Source organism: Streptomyces sp. AF1A, assembly GCF_047340315.1.
Taxonomy (GTDB): Bacteria; Actinomycetota; Actinomycetes; order Streptomycetales; family Streptomycetaceae; genus Streptomyces.
Genome location: NZ_JBLEBI010000131.1, coordinates 1 through 19,708, shown reverse-complemented (window position 1 = coordinate 19,708; position 19,708 = coordinate 1). Strand labels below are relative to the sequence as shown.

The 19,708-nt window shown below is 73.3% G+C and carries 16 protein-coding genes and 1 pseudogene; 10 read left to right on the top strand and 7 right to left on the bottom strand.

Features of this window, described 5'->3' with window-relative positions; genetic code table 11:
* Window positions 1-157: 157 nt before the first annotated feature.
* The 4 genes from ACLU3S_RS26985 to ACLU3S_RS26970 all read right to left on the bottom strand — a co-directional run bounded on the left by ACLU3S_RS26985 (window position 158) and on the right by ACLU3S_RS26970 (window position 4,414).
* Window positions 158-661, bottom strand: coding sequence for an ATP-binding protein (locus ACLU3S_RS26985; protein WP_413954551.1), 504 nt, complete (start codon window positions 659-661; stop codon window positions 158-160).
* 287 nt (window positions 662-948) lie between these two features.
* Window positions 949-1,716, bottom strand: a complete 768-nt coding sequence (locus ACLU3S_RS26980; RefSeq protein WP_413954550.1) for an enoyl-CoA hydratase/isomerase family protein — start codon at window positions 1,714-1,716, stop codon at window positions 949-951.
* 80 nt (window positions 1,717-1,796) lie between these two features.
* Window positions 1,797-3,032: a L,D-transpeptidase gene (locus ACLU3S_RS26975; RefSeq protein WP_413954549.1), complete on the bottom strand. Its 1,236-nt coding sequence runs from the start codon at window positions 3,030-3,032 to the stop codon at window positions 1,797-1,799.
* A 158-nt stretch (window positions 3,033-3,190) separates the two neighbouring features.
* Window positions 3,191-4,414 (bottom strand): Ig-like domain-containing protein, encoded by a 1,224-nt coding sequence (locus tag ACLU3S_RS26970; RefSeq protein ID WP_413954548.1) that lies wholly within the window; start codon window positions 4,412-4,414, stop codon window positions 3,191-3,193.
* A gap of 222 nt (window positions 4,415-4,636) precedes the next feature.
* On the opposite strand from ACLU3S_RS26970, the gene glgX reads away from it, so the two are divergent.
* The 5 genes and pseudogenes from glgX to ACLU3S_RS26945 all read left to right on the top strand — a co-directional run bounded on the left by glgX (window position 4,637) and on the right by ACLU3S_RS26945 (window position 10,180).
* The gene (gene glgX, locus ACLU3S_RS26965; protein WP_413954547.1) at window positions 4,637-6,883 is read left to right on the top strand and encodes a glycogen debranching protein GlgX; all 2,247 of its coding nucleotides are present in this window, start codon (window positions 4,637-4,639) and stop codon (window positions 6,881-6,883) included.
* Between the two features lie 110 nt (window positions 6,884-6,993).
* Window positions 6,994-7,500, top strand: coding sequence for a SigE family RNA polymerase sigma factor (locus ACLU3S_RS26960; RefSeq protein WP_413954546.1), 507 nt, complete (start codon window positions 6,994-6,996; stop codon window positions 7,498-7,500).
* Window positions 7,501-7,510: 10 nt separating this feature from the next.
* Complete coding sequence (locus ACLU3S_RS26955) at window positions 7,511-8,071, top strand: hypothetical protein (RefSeq protein WP_413954545.1); 561 nt, start codon at window positions 7,511-7,513, stop codon at window positions 8,069-8,071.
* A gap of 64 nt (window positions 8,072-8,135) precedes the next feature.
* A pseudogene (locus ACLU3S_RS26950) lies at window positions 8,136-8,915 on the top strand (dolichyl-phosphate beta-glucosyltransferase); the annotation flags it as partial.
* A gap of 23 nt (window positions 8,916-8,938) precedes the next feature.
* A complete protein-coding gene (locus ACLU3S_RS26945) occupies window positions 8,939-10,180 on the top strand; it encodes a hypothetical protein (RefSeq protein WP_413954544.1) in 1,242 nt (413 codons plus the stop codon).
* 18 nt (window positions 10,181-10,198) lie between these two features.
* Here the strand turns inward: ACLU3S_RS26945 and ACLU3S_RS26940 are convergent, their stop codons facing one another.
* The 3 genes from ACLU3S_RS26940 to ACLU3S_RS26930 are packed head-to-tail and all read right to left on the bottom strand — an operon-like array spanning window position 10,199 to window position 14,829.
* Window positions 10,199-10,909 carry a serine hydrolase gene (locus ACLU3S_RS26940; RefSeq protein ID WP_413954543.1) on the bottom strand — a complete coding sequence of 237 codons (711 nt, stop codon included), beginning with the start codon at window positions 10,907-10,909 and terminating at the stop codon, window positions 10,199-10,201.
* Between the two features lie 48 nt (window positions 10,910-10,957).
* On the bottom strand, window positions 10,958-12,829 hold the full coding sequence (locus tag ACLU3S_RS26935) for an ABC transporter ATP-binding protein (RefSeq protein ID WP_413954542.1): 1,872 nt from the start codon (window positions 12,827-12,829) through the stop codon (window positions 10,958-10,960).
* Window positions 12,826-14,829 carry an ABC transporter ATP-binding protein gene (locus ACLU3S_RS26930; protein WP_413954541.1) on the bottom strand — a complete coding sequence of 668 codons (2,004 nt, stop codon included), beginning with the start codon at window positions 14,827-14,829 and terminating at the stop codon, window positions 12,826-12,828. Before ACLU3S_RS26930 ends, ACLU3S_RS26935 begins: the two co-directional genes overlap by 4 nt.
* A 160-nt stretch (window positions 14,830-14,989) precedes the next feature.
* Between ACLU3S_RS26930 and ACLU3S_RS26925 the strand changes: the two genes are divergently transcribed.
* The 5 genes from ACLU3S_RS26925 to ACLU3S_RS26905 all read left to right on the top strand — a co-directional run.
* Window positions 14,990-15,946 carry an ATP-binding cassette domain-containing protein gene (locus ACLU3S_RS26925; RefSeq protein ID WP_413954552.1) on the top strand — a complete coding sequence of 319 codons (957 nt, stop codon included), beginning with the start codon at window positions 14,990-14,992 and terminating at the stop codon, window positions 15,944-15,946.
* Window positions 15,943-16,677: an ABC transporter permease gene (locus ACLU3S_RS26920; RefSeq protein ID WP_413954540.1), complete on the top strand. Its 735-nt coding sequence runs from the start codon at window positions 15,943-15,945 to the stop codon at window positions 16,675-16,677. Before ACLU3S_RS26925 ends, ACLU3S_RS26920 begins: the two co-directional genes overlap by 4 nt.
* Window positions 16,678-16,702: 25 nt before the next feature.
* On the top strand, window positions 16,703-17,953 hold the full coding sequence (locus ACLU3S_RS26915) for a sensor histidine kinase (RefSeq protein ID WP_413954539.1): 1,251 nt from the start codon (window positions 16,703-16,705) through the stop codon (window positions 17,951-17,953).
* Window positions 17,943-18,578 carry a response regulator gene (locus ACLU3S_RS26910; protein ID WP_413954538.1) on the top strand — a complete coding sequence of 212 codons (636 nt, stop codon included), beginning with the start codon at window positions 17,943-17,945 and terminating at the stop codon, window positions 18,576-18,578. The genes ACLU3S_RS26915 and ACLU3S_RS26910 overlap by 11 nt, the downstream gene beginning before the upstream one ends.
* A gap of 114 nt (window positions 18,579-18,692) precedes the next feature.
* Window positions 18,693-19,708, top strand: a 1,016-nt coding sequence (locus ACLU3S_RS26905; RefSeq protein WP_413954537.1) for an ABC transporter transmembrane domain-containing protein, incomplete at its 3' end; no start/stop codon positions are given.

Sequence of the window (19,708 nt, the reverse complement as noted above, 5' to 3'; positions counted from 1 at the left end):
CGCAGCACCCCGCGTCGGTTGGTGGTGGTCACCCGCACCATTTAAGGGGTGAAAGGTAAGAAACGACCCTATTGGCCCGAATCGGTGACGATTTCGGGTCGCGTCCAGGGGAATGCCCCAGGCCGGGGGGTCGCGCGCCCCGGTGCACGCCGTCGGGCTAGCGGTCGGTCACCCGCATCTCGAACCAGGTGGTCTTACCGCGCGGCAGCAGGTCCACGCCCCAGCGGTCGGAGAGCCGGTCGACGAGGAACAGTCCGCGGCCGCTCACGTCCATCTCCTGAACCGGCATCAGGCACGGCAGCCCCCGCGAGGGGTCGCGGACCTCGACGCGGATCCAGCCGGTGCGGCGGCGCATGCGCAGGCCGAAGACGCGGGCGCCGGTGTGCCGTACGGCGTTGCCGACGAGTTCCGACACGAGGAGCACCGCGTCCTCGGTCAGCTTGGGGGTCAGCCGCCAGGTGCGCAGGACGACGACCTGGGCGAGCCGGCGGGCGGTGGCCGCGGACTCCGGGAGGGACGGCAGGGGCACCTCGTGCTCCGTCGGGTTGCCGAACAGTTCGAGCACCTTGAGCGCCTGCTCGTCCTCGACCGTGGGCGACCAGCGCGCCGCGGCCGCACGGCTGTGTCCCCGCGGCTGTTCGATGCCCTCCAGCCCCGCCATGCCCCCATGATGGCCGTCCGGAGCCGTCTTGGGGGCCGTTCCGGGGGAATACGCCCCTCGTACGCTCCCGGTCCACACTCGGCGAATGGCATATGCCGACGGCATGTCACTGACCGGTAGGCCCCCTCCGACCTGCGGCGACGGCTCGCTTTCGGGCAATCGACAGGTTCCCTCGACAAGACAGGCTTAAGGTTGCCTTAAGGCTCCCATAATCCGCCCCATCGAGGGACCCGGATGAGACACCGTGTCAATTGCAAGTCCCCGCAGGGAAGTTCATGTCACGGATCTCAGAGGAACTTGGCCTTGCCCGGCCCCTCCTCGACGAAGCTGCGCATGCCCCGCTCGCGGTCCTCGGTGGCGAACAGGCCAGCGAACCAGTTGCGCTCGACGGCGAGCCCGGTCTCGAGGTCGGTCTCGATGCCGGTGTCGACGGACTCCTTGGCGGCGCGCAGCGCGATCGCCGGGCCCTGGGCGAGCCTGGCAGCCCAGGCGTGCGCCTGCTCGTAGACCTCGGCGGCCGGGACGACCCGGTCCACCAGGCCGATCGCGAGGGCCTCGTCGGCCTTGACCTGACGGCCCGTGAAGATGAGGTCCTTGGCCTTGGAGGGGCCGACCAGCCGGGGCAGGCGCTGGGTGCCGCCGGCGCCCGGGATCAGGCCGAGCAGGATCTCGGGCTGGCCGAGCTTGGCGTTCTCGGCGGCGATGCGGTAGTCGGCGCACAGGGCCAGTTCGCAGCCGCCGCCGAGCGCGTAGCCGGTGATGGCGGCGACGACGGGCTTGGGGATGCGGGCCACGGCCGTGAAGGAGTCCTGCAGGGCGCGGGCGCGCAGGACCATCGCGGTGTGGTCCATGTTCTGCATCTCCTTGATGTCCGCGCCCGCCGCGAACACCCGCTCGCCGCCGTAGATGACCACGGCGCGCACGTCGTCGCGGCGCGTGGCCTCCTCGGCGAGTTCCTTCAGCCGGTCCTGGGTGGCCACGTCCAGCGCGTTCATCGGGGGACGGTCCAGACGGAGAGTGCCGACGCCTTCGGCGACTTCGAGAGTGACGGTCATGGGGCTCAGGTTAACGGCCACTAACGGCAGTGGGCCCGGTGCCGTAGGTCACAGCACCGGGCCCGTACGTCAGCCGGGGCTCACTTCGTCCAGTCCGCCCAGGACATGTTCCACCCGTTGAGCCCGTTCGCCGGGTCCACCGTGCGGTCGTCGGAGTGCTTCACGACGACCACGTCGCCGATGATGGAGTGGTTGAAGAACCAGGCCGCCGGGGTGGAGCTGTCGTAGCCGCCGCGCACGTCGCGCAGGCCGATGCAGCCGTGGCTCGCGTTGTAGTTGCCGAACGCGCCGCCGCCCCAGTAGTTGCCGTGCGCGAAGGTGCCGGTGGTGGTCAGGCGCATGGCGTGCGGCACGTCCTTGATGTCGTACTCGCCGCCGTAGCCGACCGTCTCGCTGTTCATGCGGGTCACGGTCAGCTTCTCGCTGATGACCATCTGGCCGTTCCAGGTGTCGTAGCCGGGCTTGCCGGTGGTGACCGGGATGGTCCTGACGACCTTGCCGTCCTGGGTGACCTTCATCGTGTGCTTCCTGGCGTCCACGACGGACACCTGGTTGCGGCCGATGGTGAACTTGACGGTCTTGTGCTGCTTGCCGTAGACGCCGTCGCGGCCCTCGACGCCGTTCAGGTCGAAGTCGACGGTCACCTTGGTGCCCGCCTTCCAGTAGTGCTCGGGGCGGAAGTCCAGCCGGTCGTTGCCGAACCAGTGGCCCTCGACGTCGACGGCCGGCTCGGTCTTGATCTTGATGGACTTCTCGACGGCGTCCGGGTGGGTGATGCCCCGGGTGAAGTTGACCGAGAACGGCATGCCCACGCCGACGGTGGAGCCGTCCTCGGGGGTGAAGTAGCCGAGGAAGGTGTCGCGCGGGGTCAGCGTGGTGAACGAGGAGTCCTCGGCGGCCTCGCGGCCCGCGGAGTCCTTGGCGACCGCGTGCACGGTGTACTTGGTGGACGCGGCCAGATGGGTCGACGGCGTCCAGCTCGCGCCGCCGTCGGTGATCGTGCCGTCGACCTCGGTGCCCTTGGAGTCCTTGACGGTGACCTCGGTCAGCTTGCCCTTGGCCACGCCGACCTTGAGCGCGCCGCTGGTGTCGACGCCGGTGGCACCGGACTTGGGCGAGATGCTGATGGCGGCCGTGGACTGCTTCGCCTGCTGCGTGGCGGAGCCCTTGCCGTCGCCGGCGCCGGCGCCGGAGGCCTTCCCCCCGCCCCCGCCGCACGCCGCGAGCGACAGCACCAGGGCGCCGGCTATGAGCCCCAGTCCCCTACGGCCGCGCCGCCCCGCCACCGACGCCCCCGATATTGGCCGCGTGTTCAAGTTGTTCTCCCCTCGCCGGGCCTGCTCAGGCCCGCTCCCCACCATTCGGTGCGCGCATATTAACCGCCTGGTTTTGAGCGGGGTGTCAGGTGAATGTCACCGTTTCGTCGCAACTTCCGCCCGGCACCCCGCGCCCCCGAATCGCGCGCTCCACCTGGCTATTTCACCGCGCCACCCGCCTTCCACTCCTGCCAGCCCATGTTCCAGCCGCTGAGGCCGTTGTCGGGGGCGACCGTCTTGTCCTTGCTGTGGACGACCTCGACGACGTCACCGATCAGGCTGCGGTCGAAGAACCAGCCGGCCGGGGTGTCCGAACCGCCCCCCTTGACGTCCCTCAGGCCCACGCAGCCGTGGCTGACGTTGGCGCTCCCGGGGGCGTCCGGGCTCCAGTAGTTGCCGTGCAGGAAGGTCCCGGAGTCGGTGAGCCGCATGGCGTGCGGGACGTCGGGGATGTCGTACTCGCCGCCGAAGCCGACCGTCTGGCCGTTCATGCGGGTCTCCTCCAGCATCTCCATCACCACCATCTTCCCGTTGTACGTGGGGTGCTCGGGCGCACCGGCGGTGATCGGGACGGTGGCGAGCAACCGGCCGTCGCGCCGCACCTGCATGGTGTGCTTCTCCACGTCCACTAGGGAGACCTGGCTGCGGCCGACGGTGAAGGAGAACGTCTTCGACTGCAGGCCGTAGATGCCCTTCGCCGCTTCGACGTCCCGCAGGCGGAGGCCGACGGTGACCTCGGTGCCGGGTTTCCAGTAGTGCTCGGGGCGGAAGTCCAGGCGGTGCCTGCCGAACCAGTGCGGGCGGATCTCGACGGGGGGCCGCGCCGTGACGTGGACGGCGCGTTCGACGGCGGCGCGGTCCGTGACGTCCGTGCTGAAGGAGAGGGAAACGATCATCCCGGTGCCGACGGTGGCCCGGTTCTCGGGGGTGACGTAGCCGATGAACCGCTTGTCGGGGACGTAGGTGGTGAAGGTGGTGTGCCGGGCCGAGCGGCGGCCCTGGGAGTCCAGGGCGACCACGTCGACGGTGTACTTGGCGGCGAGCGCCAGCCGGTCGTCGTCCGGCCGCCAGGTCAGGCCGTCGGCACTGATGTGCCCGGGGACCGGCGAGTCCTGCGCGTCCTGCGACTTGACGACGGCCACCTTCTCCAGGCGCCCGCCGGGCAGCTTGATCCGCAGCCGCTGGTCGGGGCGGACGGCCTTGCTGCCGTCGCCGGGGGTGACTCGGATGACGTCCTCGGGGGCCGGTGGCTTGCCGATCGGGGCGCCCAGGCCGAGCGGCCCGGAGCCGCCCGCGGTGCAGCCCGCCAGCAGTCCCACCCATGTCAGTACGGCGGCCAGCGCGGCCCCCGCGCGCCGTGCGCGTCCTTGTAGGTGCCTCACACCTGACTCAACGACGGGGCCCGCCCCGGGGAAACGTGAGTGCGACCCACGCACTGGGCAGAACTGTGGGAAGGACGACACGTTGGGGAGCCGCCGCGCCCGCGTCGCCACGCCGTCGGGGCGCGGCCGTGCCGTGGTCGGAGTGCCGACGGGCAGGTCCGCCCGCTCGGCGCGGTGGACTGCGCCGCCCCCGGGCCGAGCCACTGAAAGAGGGGCCGACAGGTGACGAGCGCAGCCGAGCAGCGGGCACCGGCCGGGGAGCCGGCCGCCGGGACCGGGCAGCAGCCGGCCGTGGTGAACGGCGCCCGGCACCCCGTACCGCCCGCCCCGGCGGTGTGGCCGGGTGCGCCGACCCCGCTGGGGGCCCGGTTCCGGGTCGGGCCGGACGGGGTCGCGGGCACCAACTTCGCGCTGTGGGCGGCCGGGGCGGAGGCGGTCCGGGTGTGCCTGTTCGACGAGGGCGGCCGGGAGACGCAGGTCCCGCTGACCGAACTGACGCACGAGATCTGGCACGGCTTCGTCCCCGGTGTGATGCCGGGACAGCGGTACGGCTACCGGGTCGACGGCCGCTGGGACCCGTGGACCGGCGCCCGCTGGAATCCGGCCAAGCTGCTCCTCGACCCCTACGCGCGGGCGGTGGACGGGGAGTTCCTGCTGCCGCCCGAGGTGTACGGGCATGTGCGGGACTGGCCGGAGCAGCACGTCGCCGACACCGTGCGCGACGACCGCGACTCGGCGCCGCACGTGCCGAAGGGTGTCGTCGTCCACGACGACGACGACTGGTCCGACGACCGCCGCCCCAAGACGCCGTGGGCGGACTCGGTCATCTACGAGCTGCACGTGCGCGGCTTCACCAAGCTGCACCCGAAGATCCCGCCGGAGCTGCGCGGCACCTACGCCGGGCTCGCCCATCCGGCCGCGCTCGAGCACCTGGTCGCGCTGGGCGTGACGGCCGTCGAGCTGCTCCCCGTCCACCAGTTCGCGCACGAGGACCACCTGCTGCGCCGCGGCATGAGGAACTACTGGGGCTACAACTCCATCGGCTACTTCGCCCCGCACGCCGGCTACGCGGCCTCCGGTACGACGGGCCAGCAGGTCGGCGAGTTCAAGCGGATGGTCCGCGCGCTGCACGCCGCCGGCATCGAGGTCGTCCTCGACGTGGTCTACAACCACACGGCGGAGGCGGGCGAGCTGGGGCCCACCCTGTCCCTGAAGGGCATCGACAACCGGGGCTACTACCGCCTGCAGGACGACGCCCGCCGCTACGCCGACTACACCGGCTGCGGCAACACGCTGCACGTGGTCCGGCCCCAGGTGCTGCGGCTGATCACCGACTCGCTGCGCTACTGGGTGACCGAGATGGGCGTGGACGGCTTCCGCTTCGACCTCGCGGCGGCGCTCGCCCGCTCGATGCACGACGTCGACATGCTCTCCCCCTTCCTCGCGGTCATCGCGCAGGACCCGGTGCTGCGCCGGGTCAAGCTCATCGCCGAGCCGTGGGACATCGGCTCCGGCGGCTACCAGGTGGGCGCCTTCCCGCCGCTGTGGACGGAGTGGAACGACCGTTACCGCAACGCCGTGCGGGACTTCTGGCGGCACGCCCTGCCGGACGTGCGCGAGATGGGCTACCGCCTGTCCGGCTCCAGCGACCTGTACGCCTGGGGCGGCCGCCGCCCCTACGCCTCGGTCAACTTCGTCACCGCGCACGACGGCTTCACCCTGCGCGACCTGGTGTCGTACGAGACGAAGCACAACGAGGCCAACGGCGAGCACAACCGGGACGGCACGAACGACAACCGCTCCTGGAACTGCGGGGTGGAGGGCGAGACCGAGGACGAGCGGGTGCGGGCGGTGCGCCGCCGCCAGCTGCGCAACCTCCTCACCACCCTGCTGCTGTCCACCGGCGTGCCCATGCTGGTGGCCGGCGACGAACTCGGGCGCACCCAGCGCGGCAACAACAACGCCTACTGCCAGGACAACGAGACCAGCTGGCTGGACTGGTCGCTGCTGGAGGAGCCCGGCTGGCGGGCGCTGTTCGAGCTGACCTCCCGGCTGATCGCCCTGCGCCACCGGCACCCGGTGCTGCGCCGCCGCGCCTTCTTCTCCGGCCGGGCCCAGACCGCGGACGGACTGCGCGACCTGGCGTGGTTCACCTCGCGGGGCGCGGAGATGACGGAGGGCGACTGGTTCGCGCCCGCTGCCACGCTCGGCATGTACCTCTCCGGGCGGGACATCCCGGGCCGGGACGAGCGGGGCGCCGCGGTGATGGACGACAGCTTCCTCGCGGTGCTGCACGCGGGTGACCGCCCGACCCGCTTCGTGCTGCCCGGCCCGCCGTGGGCCGAGCGGTACGAGGTGCTGGTGGACACCTCCCGGGAGGACCAGGCCGAGCCACCGGGTACCGTCCACCCGGCGGGCACGGAGATCACGGTGCCGGCGCGGGCGGTGCTGCTGATGAGAGTCGCCTGACCCTGTGCGGCGGCTGTGCGTGACACGGCTCACATTCGCCGGGTGCAGCGCCGGAGGGGCCCCAGGGCCTTTCTCCAGGTGTACACAGCCGGCGAGGACGGGACCGTGGGATGGGGCAGCGTGGGGCCGGTGAGTACGACGCGTTCGTGGCGGCCCGCTGGTCGGCGTTGTTCCACCTGGCCCGTCTGCTCACCGGGGGCGATCGGCACCGGGCCGAGGACCTGTTGCAGGAGTCCTTGGTCAAGCTGTGGTTCGTCTGGCCGAAGGTCGCCGACGAGGCGCCGGAGGCGTATGTGCGCAAGGTGCTGGCGCGGGCGGCGGCCCGTTCGGCGCGCCGGCGGTGGTGGGGCGAGCGGCCCGTGGAGGAGCTGCCGGAGGTGGCGGCGGCCGGCGACATGTCGGCGACCGTGGCCGAGCGCTCCCGGCTGGAGACCGCGCTCGCGCAGCTGACTCCCCAGCAGCGGGCCGCCGTGGTCCTGCGCTACTACCAGGACCTGCCCGACCGGCAGGTGGCGCAGACGCTGGGATGCCCCGTGGGCACCGCCCGGTCCCATGCCTCGCGCGGGGTGGCCCGGCTGCGCCGGCTGCTGGCCGACGTCATCGAGCCGGTGGGGTGAGGCACACGCCATGAAGCACCTGGATCGCACGGATCACCTGGACCCGGACCCCATGGACCACTTCGAGCGTCAGCTGACGCGGCTGATGCGCACCACGCAGGAGCATGCGCCCCTCGAGGCGCGGCACCGGGACCGGCTCCGCGCGGGGGTGCGGGCCCGCCGCCGGGTGCGCGCGGCGCGCCGGGCCGCCGGTTCCGTCCTCGCGGTGGCCGGGCTCGGCCTCGGCCTGTTCCTGTGGCCGCACAGCCACACCGACGACCGGCCCACCGCGCCCCGCCCCCGCCCCGCGACGAGTCCGGCGCCCGAACCGAGCACCTCGCCCAGTACGTCACCGAGCACGTCGCTCACCCCGAGCCCGCCCGGCACGACCGGCACCGCGACGCCGGACCCCTCGGACACGACCTCCGAAACGCCCGTGGGCAGCGGGAGTTCGGCTTCGGTGACGCAGGAGCCGCCGCCCGCCACGGCCACCACGCGGAAGGCCGTCAGCAAGCCGTCGGCCACCGCCACCATGAGCGCATCGGCCGGTCCGTCGGACACTCCCTCCTCGGTGATCAGCCCGAGCGGCTGACGCACGCCCTCACCCGTCCGCGCGCTTTCGCCTACCCGACCATACGGAACAAACGGGGAACAACGTGATAAACCTCCGACCAGGCCGGCCTCCGGCCGCGGTACCGGCGCCCCGGTGCGCGCCCCTGCCGAACCACCACGACGAGCCCGTTGTGGACGTGGTCGTGCCGGTGTTCAACGAGGAGAAGGACCTCGAGCCCAACGTCCGCCGGCTGCACACGCATCTGCGGGACACCTTCCCCTATCCGTTCCGGATCACCGTCGCCGACAACGCGAGCACCGACCGCACCCCGCGGATCGCCGGCCGGCTGGCGGCGGAGCTGCCCGAGGTGACCTCGCTCCGGCTGAGCGAGAAGGGCCGCGGCCGGGCGCTGCGGGCGGCCTGGTCGGGTTCCGGGGCGCCCGTGCTGGCGTACCTGGACGTCGATCTGTCCACCGGCCTGGACGCGCTGCTGCCGCTGGTCGCCCCGCTCATCTCCGGCCACTCCGACCTGGCCATCGGCACCCGGCTCGCGCCGGGCGCCCGCGTGGTGCGCGGGCCCCGGCGCGAGGTCATCTCCCGCTGCTACAACGTGCTGCTGCGCTGCACGCTCGCCGTCGGCTTCTCCGACGCGCAGTGCGGGTTCAAGGCGGTGCGCCGCGAGGTCGCCGAGCGGCTGCTGCCGCTGGTGCGCGACGGGGAGTGGTTCTTCGACACCGAGTTGCTGGTGCTCGCCGAGCGGGCGGGCCTGAGGATTCACGAGGTGCCCGTGGACTGGGTCGACGACCCCGACAGCAGTGTGGACATCCTCGCCACCGCCCTCGCCGACCTGCGCGGGATCCTGCGGATGCGGCGCACCCTGGCCGCCCGCCGTCCCCGGACGACCGCATGACCGCGATCCTGCCGCGGCTGCGGACCCCCGGCGCCGACGCCAGGCCCGGCCCCGGCCTGCGTGCCGCCGCCCGCCGGCACGGCCCCGTCCTCGCCCTGTACGGCACGCTGAAGCTGGCCGGGTTCTGCTCGTTCATGTACCTGCTGTCCTCCGCCGGGGACTACCGCACCAAGGACCCGCGGTTCGGCGGCGGGGCGCACGCCTGGGACGTGCTGGCCACCTGGGACGGCTGGTGGTACCGGCAGATCGCCCTGCACGGCTACGACCCGAAGCTGGTCCATGTGCCGGGCGCCACCGGCCTGATCACGCTGGAGGGCAACTCGGCGGCGTTCTTCCCGCTCTATCCGGCGCTGATGCGGATGACCTCCGCGGTCACCGGCCTCGGCCCGTACGGCGCCGGGATGCTGGTGTCGGTCCTCGCCTCCTTCGCGGCCGCCCTCGGCATCTACGCGGTCGCCGAGCGGTTCGGCGGCCGGCGGGCGGGTCTCGCGGCGGCCGGGCTGTGGGCGGTGTGGCCGGGCTCGGGCGTGGAGTGGGCGGTCTACTCCGACTCCCTCTACGTGGCCCTGGCCGTCTGGGCCTGCCACGCCGTCATGACCCGCCGCTGGCTGACCGCGGGGGTGCTCACCTTCACGGCCGGGCTCAACCGGCCCACGGCCGCCGCGCTGGTCGCCGCGCTCGCCGTCGCCGCGCTGCTCGCGCTGCGCCGCCGCGAGGACGGCGCGCTGCGCCCGCTGCTCGCCCTCGCCCTCGCGCCGCTCGGGCTGCTCGGCTATCTGCTCTGGGTGGGCGACCGGATGGGCGACCTCGGCGGTTATTTCGAACTCCAGTCGGGCGCGTGGGCGCACAAGTTCGACTACGGCAGGCAGACCCTCGACGTGCTGACCTCGGTGCCGGTGGGCCACTTCGGCGGCTACCTGTTCTCCTACCCGTTCGCGGACGTCATCGGCGTCGCCGTCGTCCTGCTCGCCGCCGCGCTGCTCCCCCTGCTGATCCGGCTGCGGCCGCCCGCGGTGCTGGTCGTGCACACCGTGCTCACGCTCGCCCTGGTCCTCGGCAGCCAGCAGATCTTCGCGAACGTCTCGCGCTACCTGCTGCCGTGCTTCCCGCTGTTCCTGCCGCTCGCGGTCGCCATGCGCCGGCTGAGCCTGCCCGTGCAGTGCACCCTGCTCGGCATCGCCGCGCTCGCCTCCGGGTCGTACGCCGGGTACGCCCTGTTCGAACTGGGAGTGCCCTGATCCCGCCGCCCCGGCCGCTCACGACCCGACGAAGCGGCGCAACAGGTCCACCGCGGTCCTGTCCGTCGCCTCACCGTCACCGGAGAGGCGGTGGACGAGAATCCAGCCCTCCGGCGCCGCACCGGCGAAGACGGAGGCGCCGGCCGTCGCGCCGTTGTGCCACACCACCCGCCCCGCACGCTGCCAGCCCGGTGCCGGCTCGCCGAGCCTGCGCTCCACGAGCAGGCCGGTGACCAGGCGCGCGGTGGCCACGGGAGTGGCCCACAGCCCGCCGGCGGGCAGGATCGCACCGGTCGTCGTCCAGGGCCGCTCGGGCCGCCCGAACGGCCCCCGCCGGCCCAGCCGTCGCTCGCACGGGGGCTCGGCGGCGACCTCGGTGACGCCGAGGGGATCGAGGACGTGCCGGTGCAGCAGCTCCTCGTACGGGGTGCCGGTCGCCGCCACCAGAGCGGCTCCCAGGACCGCGTATCCCAGGTTGGAGTACTCCTCCCGGCTGCCCGCGGGCGCCGTGACGAGGGTGTCGAGGCGCCGTACGACCGACTCCAGGGCCTCGGCGTCGAAGGCCGCGTAGGGGTCGCGCCCGACCGTCCCCGGGGGCAGGGCACGAACCGGTCGGGGTCGTGGCCGTGGCGGACCTCGGGTTCCTGAAAGCTGCTCAGTATGCAGACGGGTACGCGGATCATCTCTCTCCCTGACGCACCGGGTGGGCCGAGCCGGCGAGCCCGCCACCAGGAAGAGCGATATGAGCGCCGACGGGTTGGCCGCCCACCCGCACCACTACGCCAGGCTGTCCCGCCACGCCCGGTGCAGGTCGGCGAAGCGGCCCGTGCCGGAGACGAGTTCGGCCGGGGTGCCGTCCTCGACGATCCGGCCCTGTTCCATGACCAGGACGCGGTCGGCGATCTCCACGGTCGACAGGCGGTGCGCGATCACCATCGCCGTGCGGCCGCGCAGCACCGTCGACATGGCCCGCTGCACGGCCCGTTCGCCCGGGATGTCGAGGGAGCTGGTCGCCTCGTCCAGGATCAGCACGGCCGGGTCGGCGAGCAACGCGCGGGCGAACGCCACCAGTTGGCGCTGCCCGGCGGAGATACGGCCGCCGCGCTTGCGGACGTCGGTGTCGTAGCCGTCGGGCAGGGCGCTGATGAACTCGTGCGCGCCGATCGCCTTCGCGGCCCGCTCGACCTCCTCCCGCGTGGCCTCCGGGCGGCCGATCGCGATGTTGTCCGCGACCGTCCCGGAGAACAGGAACGCCTCCTGCGTCACCATCACCACCCCGCGCCGCAGCTCGGCCATGGTCAGCTCGCGCAGGTCCACGCCGTCCAGCAGCACGCGCCCGGCGGAGGGGTCGTAGAAGCGGGCGAGGAGCTTGGCCAGCGTGGACTTGCCCGCGCCGGTGGAGCCCACCACGGCGACCGTCTGCCCGGCCGGGAGGGTCAGGTCGAAGCGGGGCAGCACCTCGCCACCGGTGCGGTAGCCGAAGCTCACCCCGTCGAAGACGACCTCACGGCCCGGGAACCCGTCCTTGGCGGGCGGCAGTTCACGCGGCGCGGACGGCTCCGGCACGGACGGCGTCTGGGCCAGCAGCCCCGCGATCTTCTCCAGGGAGGCGGCGGCCGACTGGTAGGAGTTCAGGAACATCCCGAGCCGGTCGATCGGATCGTACAGCCGGCGCAGATACAGCACCGACGCCGCCAGCACGCCCAGCTCCAGCGAGCCCGACGCCACCCGGTAGGCGCCCCACAGCACGATCCCCGCGACGGCCGTGTTGGCCACCAGCCGGGAGCCGACCACATAGCGGGCCATCTCCAGCAGCGCGTCGCCGTTCGCCCGCTCGTACCGCCGGTTGAGGACGGCGAACTCGGCGTCGTTGGCCGCCTCCCGGCGGAAGGCGCGCACCGGCCGGATGCCGTTCATCGTCTCCACGAACTTCACGATCACCGTGGCGATCGCCGTGGAACGCGCGCGGAACGCCCGGCCCGCGCGCCGCTGGTACATCCTCACCAGCAGGTACAGCGGCACGAAGGAGGCCACCGCGACCGCGCCGAGGCCGAGATCCAGCCAGAGCAGCGTCGCCGCGATGTAGACGAACGACAGCACGACGGTCACCAGCTCCTGGAGCCCCTCGTCGAGGAGTTCGCGCAGTGATTCCACGTCGGTGGTGGAGCGGGAGATCAGCCGCCCGGACGTGTACCGCTCGTGGAAGTCGATGCTCAGCGCCTGCGCGTGCCGGAAGATCCGGCCGCGCAGATCCAGCAGCACGTCCTGGCTGACCCGCGCGGACGTCCGGATGAACGCGACCTGCAGCGCGCCGGAGGCGAGCGCGCACAGCAGATAGCCGACGGCCACCGCGCCCAGCGGCCCGTACCGGTGGTCGCGGAACGCCGGTACGGCGTTGTCGATGGCGTACGCCACCAGCAGCGGGCCCGCCTGCACGGCCGCCTGCTGCAGCAGCAGAAGGGTGACGGTGAGGGCCACGCGGGCCTTCATCGGCGCGAGCAGGGAACGCAGCAGGGTGGCCGTGGCGCCGGGCGGGGTGGGCAGGACGTCCCGGTCGAAGGGGTCGCCGGGTCCCTCGGGGCGCGGGTGGTCCGGATCCGTGGCGGGGGTGGCGGCGGTCGTAGTGGTCGTGCCGGTCGTGGTGGTCAACGGGAGGCCTCCTGGTCCCGGAAGAGGTCCGCGGACGGTTCGCCGGACTGGTCGCCGGACGGTTCGCCGGACTGGTCGGCGGACATCAGCCGGGCGTACTCGGCGTTGCTGCGCAGCAGTTCCTGGTGGGTGCCGACGGCGGCGATCCGGCCGCCCGAGAGCAGGGCGACCCGGTCGGCCAGCAGCACCGTGGAGGGGCGGTGGGCCACGATCAGGGCGGTGGTGTCGGCGAGGACCTGGCGCAGCGCGGCCTCCACGGCGGCCTCAGTGTGCACGTCCAGGGCGGACAGCGGGTCGTCCAGCACCAGGAACCGGGGCCGGCCGACCACCGCGCGGGCCAGCGCGAGCCGCTGGCGCTGACCGCCGGAGAGGCTGAGGCCCTGCTCGCCGACGCGGGTGTCGGTGCCCTGCGGGAGCGCGTGCGCGAAGGCGGCCTGGGCGACGGCGAGGGCGCGGTCGAGGTCGGCTGCTCCGGTGCCGTCGGGCGCGCCCATCAGCACGTTCTCGCCGACGGTCGCGGAGAACAGGGTCGGCTCCTCGAACGCCACGGCGACCTTCGCGCGCAGCTCCTCGCGCGGCATGGCGGTGATGTCGACGCCGTCGAGGGTGATGCGGCCCGAGGTGATCTCGTGCAGGCGCGGGACGAGGGTGGTGAGCGTGGTCTTGCCGCTGCCGGTCGCGCCGACCAGGGCCAGGGACTCGCCGGGCCGCACGTGCAGGTCGATCCGGTCCAGCAGGGGCGGGGAGTCGGGGGGCGCGTCGGGGTAGCGGAACCGAACGTTCTCGAAGCGGAGCCCCCGCGCGTCCGCGGCCGACCGGGTCGCCGGGGCGGGACGGCCGGTGACGGCCGAGTCCCCCCGCTCGGCGGGACGGGCCTTCCCGGCCCGGTCCCCCAGCACCTCCGCGGGACGACCGTCCGCGGCCGGGTCCTCCGGCACCTCGCCGGACCGGCCCTCCCCGGCCAGGTCCCCCCGCACCTCCGCGGGACGACCCTCCCCCGCCGGGTCCTCCCGCGCCTCGTCCATCACCTCGAAGTACCGCTGCGTTGCCGTCGCCGCCTCCTGACTCATCGCCAGCAGGAAGCCGATGGAGTCCACGGGCCAGCGCAGCGCCAGCGCCGTGCTCAGGAAGGCGACCAGCGTGCCCGCGGACAGGCCGCCGTCCGCCACGCGCACCGCGCCGAGCACCAGTGCCGCCCCGATCGCCAGCTCGGGCAGCGTCACGATGACGCCCCAGATGGTGGCCAGCAGCCGTGCCTTGTGCAGCTCCGTGCCGCGCAGGCTGCCGGACAGCGCGTGGAACGCCTTCGCCTGGCTGCGGTGGCGGCCGAAGCCCTTGACGATGCGGATGCCGAGCACGCTCTCCTCGACCAGCGTGGTCAGATCGCCGACCTGGTCCTGGGCGCGCCGCGAAGCCTGCGCGTACCGCCGCTCGAAGACCACACAGGTCCACAGCACGGGGACGGCGGGCCCGAGCACGACCAGGCCGAGCGCCCAGTTCTGCAGCAGCATGATGACCACGCCGACCAAGATGGTCACCCCGTTGACCAGCAGGAACGTCAGCGGGAAGGCGAGGAACATACGGACCAGCATCAGGTCGGTCGTGCCGCGCGAGAGCAGCTGCCCGGAGGCCCAGCGGTCGTGGAAGGCGACCGGCAGCCGCTGCAGATGCCGGTACAGGTCCGCCCGCATCTCCGCCTCCACGCGGGACAGCGGGCGCGCCACCAGCCAGCGCCGTATGCCGAACAGGACCGCCTCGGCGATCCCCAGAAGGAGCAGGTACAGGGCGCCGAGCCAGATCCCGGCCGGATCCCGGCCGGCGACCGGCCCGTCCACCATCCACTTCAGGACGAGCGGGATCACCAGCCCCGTGCAGGAGGCGACGATCGCGATGAAGGCGGCGGTGAACAGCCGGGCGCGCACGGGCCGCACATACGGCCACAGCCGGAGCAGGGCGCGGACGGCGGAGCGGTTCTCGGTGGTTGCACGTGTCGTGGACATCACTCGCGAGCGTACGGACCGGCGCTGACATCGCCCACCGGGTTTCGGCCGGTGCGGGGTCCGTCGCTGGTCCTACGACCTGCGGGTTCGGCCGGCCGGGCGGACGGGTCGTAGCGCGGCGTCAACCGATCGGACGATGCCCCTCCGAGCGAGCCGGCCGATGTGCCGGCCCGCGCCCCGCCGGGACCCTGGGAGCATGCCATCCGTCATCGAAGTCACCGATCTGCGCAAGTCCTACGGCGGCCGTGCCGTCGTCGACGGCGTCTCCTTCGCCGTCGAAGAGGGCGAGATCTTCGGCGTCCTCGGCCCGAACGGCGCCGGCAAGACCACCACCGTCGAGTGCGTCGAGGGGCTGCGGGTGCCCGACGCGGGCCGGGTCCGGGTCGCGGGACTCGATCCCGTCGCCGACCACGACGAGGTCGCGAGGATCCTCGGGGCGCAGCTGCAGCAGAGCGAACTGCAGCCGAAACTGACCGTGCGCGAGGCGCTGGAGCTGTACGCGGCGTTCTATCCGCGGCCCGCCGACTGGCGGCCCCTCGCGGAGCGCCTCGGCCTGGCCGACCGGCTGTCCACCCGGTTCGGCAAACTGTCGGGCGGCCAGCGGCAGCGGCTGTTCATCGCGCTGGCCCTGATCGGCGGTCCGCGCGTCGTCGTCCTGGACGAGCTGACCACCGGTCTGGACCCGCGCGCCCGCCGCGACACCTGGCAGCTCATCGAGGACGTCCGGGACAGCGGGGTGACGGTGCTGCTCGTCACCCACTTCATGGAGGAGGCGCAGCGGCTCTGCGACCGCATCGCCGTCATCGACCGGGGGCGGTTGGCCGCCCTGGACACTCCGGCCGGGCTCATCCGCCGGTCGGCGGGTGCCACCGTGATCAGCTTCACCCCGTCCGCCCCGCTGCCCGAGGAGGAGCTGGCCGCGCTGCCCGCGCTGGCCTCCGTCGAGCACAGGGACGGCCGGGTCACCCTCTCCGGCACGGACGAGACCGTCAACGCCGTCATCACCCTGCTCGCCCGCGCCCGCGTCACCGCCCACCAGCTGCGGGTCCTGGACGCCACCCTCGACGACGCGTTCCTGGACCTGACCGACGACCGGACCAAGGAGGCCACGGCATGAACACCGCCGTCCTGCGCACCGAGTTCCGCCTGTTCCGCCGCGAGCCCGGCGCCGTCTTCTGGATCTTCCTGTTCCCGACGCTGCTGCTGGTGATCCTCGGCTCGATCCCGTCGTTCCGGGACGCCGACGAGGCGCTCGGCGGGCTGCGACCGGTCGACGCCTACACGCCCATCGCCGTCCTGATCGCGCTGATCATGTCCGGGGTGCAGTCCCTGCCCCAGGCCCTGACCGGCCACCGGGAGCGGGGCATCCTGCGCCGGATGCGGCTCACCCCCGTGCGGCCCTCCGCCCTGCTGTCCGCGCAGATGGTCGTGCAGGGCGCGGTGGCGCTGGCCTCGGCGCTGCTCGCGCTCGCCGTCGGCCGGCTCGCCTTCGGCGTACGGCTGCCCGAGCAGCCGGCCGGCTATCTGCTGGCCCTGCTGCTCGCGGCCGCCTCGGCCCTCGCCCTCGGCTCGGTCGTCTCGGCGTTGTCCCCCACCACGAAGATCGCGGGCGCCATCGGCACGGCGGTGTTCTTTCCGATGATGTTCTGCGCGGGCGTGTGGCTGCCGGTGCAGGAGATGCCGCACGCGCTGGCCCGGGTGGTGCAGCTCACCCCGTTCGGCGCGGCGGCCCGCGCCCTGGGCGAGGCGGCGGCCGGGCACTGGCCCGGCTGGGGGTACCTGGGCGTGCTCGCGGCCTGGACGGTGCTGCTCACCGCGGGGGCGGCCCGCTGGTTCCGCTGGGAGTGAGCGGGCCGTGCCGGACACTGGTGCCATGACGAGCGCCGCGCACCACCAGCCCCGGGCCTCCTTCGACGTGTGGGGGCCCTGGGCGCTGCTGGCCGCCGGTGTCGTCGCGGCGGCGATCTCCGCCCGCGCGGTCGGCATGGACCGGCTCGGGATGGTCGTCTGCGCCGTCCTCGTGCCGACGGCCGTCGTGCTGCAGCTGTGCTGGGGCAGGGTGCGGCGGAGGCGGCCGGAGCCGAGCCGGGCCGGTGTCTGCCTCTACGCGCTGCGCTGGGCCCTCGCCTTCCTGCTGACCTGGGCCAACCCGTTCTTCGCCTTCTACGCCGTGACCGGCTACTACACCGCGCCCCGGGAGCTGCCCCGTCGGCTGGTGCTGCCCGGCCTCTTCCTGACCGCCGTCACCATGTCCGGCAGCGAGGTCGGTGGCTGGCCGCCGCACGGGCTGCTGCTGTGGGTCGGCTTCGTCCTCGTCCTGGCCGTCAACATGGGCATGGTCACCGTGTTCACCCGGTACTCCCAGCAGGAGCAGGCCCGCTCCCTGGTCCAGGCCGACACCATCGCCGAACTGGAGCGCACCAACACCGCGTTGCAGCAGGCCCTGGACGAGAACGCCGCGCTGCACGCCCAGCTTCTCCTGCAGGCGCGGGAGGCCGGGGTCGCCGACGAGCGCCGCCGCCTGGCCGCCGAGATCCACGACACCATCGCGCAGGGCCTGACCGGGATCATCGCCCAGCTCCAGGTCGTGGCGAACGCCACCGACCTGGACACGGCCCGCACCCACCTGGAGCGCGCCTCCGCGCTCGCCCGGCACAGCCTCGGCGAGGCCCGCCGCTCGGTGCACAACCTGGCCCCGGTCGCGCTCGCCGCCGACGGGCTGCCGGAGGCGCTGAAGAAGACGGTCGCCGAATGGAGCGGACGCACCGGCGTGCGCGCCGAGTTCACGGTGACCGGCACCGCCGAGCAGCTGCACGACGAGGTCTCCGCGACGCTGCTGCGGATCGCCCAGGAGGCCCTGTCCAACGCGGCCCGGCACGCCCGCGCGTCCCGCGTCGGCGTCACCCTGTCCTTCATGGGCGACGAGGTCACCCTCGACGTGCGCGACGACGGCACCGGCTTCGACCCGGCCGCCGTCCCGGCCCGCACCCGCGCCGGCGGCTTCGGCCTGGACGGCATGCGGGCCCGCGCCGAGCGCATCGCGGGTTCGCTCACCGTGGAGTCGGAACCGGGGCACGGCACGGCGGTGTCGGCTCGCGTACCGTTGGTGCGCGATGACCGGTGAGCCCCTGATTTCCCTGCTGATCGTCGACGACCATCCGGTCGTCCGGGACGGCCTGCGCGGCATGTTCGAGGCCGCGCCCGGCTTCCGCGTGCTCGGCGAGGCCGCGAACGGCGCCGAGGCGGTGGAGCGGGCGGCGGAGCTGGATCCCGACGTGGTCCTGATGGACCTGCGCATGCCCGGCGGCTCCGGCGTGGCCGCCATCCGCGAGCTGACCCGGCGCGGGGCCCGCGCGAAGGTGCTGGTCCTCACCACGTACGACACCGACTCCGACACCCTGCCCGCCATCGAGGCGGGCGCGACCGGCTACCTTCTCAAGGACGCGCCGCGCGACGAGCTGTTCACCGCCGTGCGCGCCGCCGCCGAGGGCCGTACGGTCCTCTCCCCGGCGGTCGCCTCCCGCCTGGTCCAGGCGGTCCGCTCCCCCGGCAACGAGCCCCTCTCCGCCCGTGAGCGCGAGGTCCTGGCCCTGGTCGCCAAGGGCACGTCCAACCGGGAGATCGCCCGGGAGCTGTTCATCAGCGAGGCGACGGTGAAGACGCATCTGACCCACCTGTACGCCAAGCTCGGTGTCAACGACCGGGCGGCGGCGGTGGCGGTGGCGTACGACCGGGGGATCCTGGGCTAGTTCCCCCCGGGCCGCCCCGGTTTATTGGCTGGAGCAGTCGTCCCCGCCCTCGATAGCGTCGAGGTTTGCCGTCGGGCGCGGGCCCGGCCAGGGCCGACCCGATGCGGGGGATGGATGATCGACGCCTACGAGGATCCGGGCACGCCCGACACGCGCGGCGGCTGGTGGTACCTGTGGTGGCTGGTGCGATGCCAGCCGGGGCGCTCGGTGGCCGGGGCGCTGCTGGGCAGCACGTGGATGGTGCTGCTGGCCGTGCAGCCGTACATGATGGCGCGGGCCGTGGACGACGGCCTGGTGCCGGGCCGGCTCGGGGTGCTGGCCGGGTGGACGGCGGCGATGTTCGTGGTCGGGGCGGTGAACGCCTGGCTGGGCATCATGCGGCACCGCATGATGACCCGGGTCCGGATGGACGCCAACTTCCGCACGGTCAAGGTGGTCGTGGGCCATGTGGTGCGGCTGGGGGCCGCGCTGTCGCGCCGGGCCGGGGCCGGTGAGGTGGTGACGATCGGGGTCGGCGACGTGCAGACGCTCGCGCAGGCGCTGACCGTGGTCGGGCCGGGTGTCGGCTCGGTCGTGGTGTACGCGGTGGTGGCCGGGCTGCTCGTGACCGTGTCGGTGTGGCTCGCCGTGGTGGTGCTGCTCGGGGTGCCGGTGATCGCGCTGCTCACCGGGCCGCTCACGCTGCGCCTGCAGGGCGCCGAGAGCGAGTACCGGGAGCGGCAGGGGGTGCTCGCGGCGCGCATCGGCGACCTCGCGGGCGGGCTGCGCGTCCTCAACGGCCTCGGCGGCAAGGGGTTGTTCGCGGACGGCTTCCGGGCCGACTCGCAGCGGCTGCGCGCGCAGGGCTACCGCGTGGGCGCCGTGGCCAGTTGGGTGCAGGCGCTCGGCGTGGGCCTGCCCACACTGTTCCTCGCCGTGGTCACCTGGCTCGCCGCCCGTCTCACCGCGCAGGGGGCGCTGACGGTGGGCCAGTTGGTGGCGGTCTACGGCTATGTGGCCGTGCTGATCGGGCCGGTGGCGTTCTTCGTGCAGATGGCCTACGACCTGAACCGGGGCGTGGTGGCCGCGCGCCGGGTCGTACGGCTGCTGCGGCTGGCGCCGGAGCCGGACGAGGGCACCCTGCCGGCCCC

Bases quoted from the DNA above. Each gene is read 5' to 3' on its own strand.
- ACLU3S_RS26980 (WP_413954550.1), bottom strand. From the start codon at position 1,716: ATGACCGTCACTCTCGAAGTCGCCGAAGGCGTCGGCACTCTCCGTCTG.
- ACLU3S_RS26920 (WP_413954540.1), top strand. From the start codon at position 15,943: ATGAACACCGCCGTCCTGCGCACCGAGTTCCGCCTGTTCCGCCGCGAG.
- ACLU3S_RS26985 (WP_413954551.1), bottom strand. From the start codon at position 661: ATGGCGGGGCTGGAGGGCATCGAACAGCCGCGGGGACACAGCCGTGCG.
- ACLU3S_RS26910 (WP_413954538.1), top strand. From the start codon at position 17,943: ATGACCGGTGAGCCCCTGATTTCCCTGCTGATCGTCGACGACCATCCG.
- ACLU3S_RS26930 (WP_413954541.1), bottom strand. From the start codon at position 14,829: ATGTCCACGACACGTGCAACCACCGAGAACCGCTCCGCCGTCCGCGCC.
- ACLU3S_RS26925 (WP_413954552.1), top strand. From the start codon at position 14,990: ATGTGCCGGCCCGCGCCCCGCCGGGACCCTGGGAGCATGCCATCCGTC.
- ACLU3S_RS26915 (WP_413954539.1), top strand. From the start codon at position 16,703: ATGACGAGCGCCGCGCACCACCAGCCCCGGGCCTCCTTCGACGTGTGG.
- ACLU3S_RS26955 (WP_413954545.1), top strand. From the start codon at position 7,511: ATGAAGCACCTGGATCGCACGGATCACCTGGACCCGGACCCCATGGAC.
- ACLU3S_RS26945 (WP_413954544.1), top strand. From the start codon at position 8,939: ATGACCGCGATCCTGCCGCGGCTGCGGACCCCCGGCGCCGACGCCAGG.
- ACLU3S_RS26960 (WP_413954546.1), top strand. From the start codon at position 6,994: ATGGGGCAGCGTGGGGCCGGTGAGTACGACGCGTTCGTGGCGGCCCGC.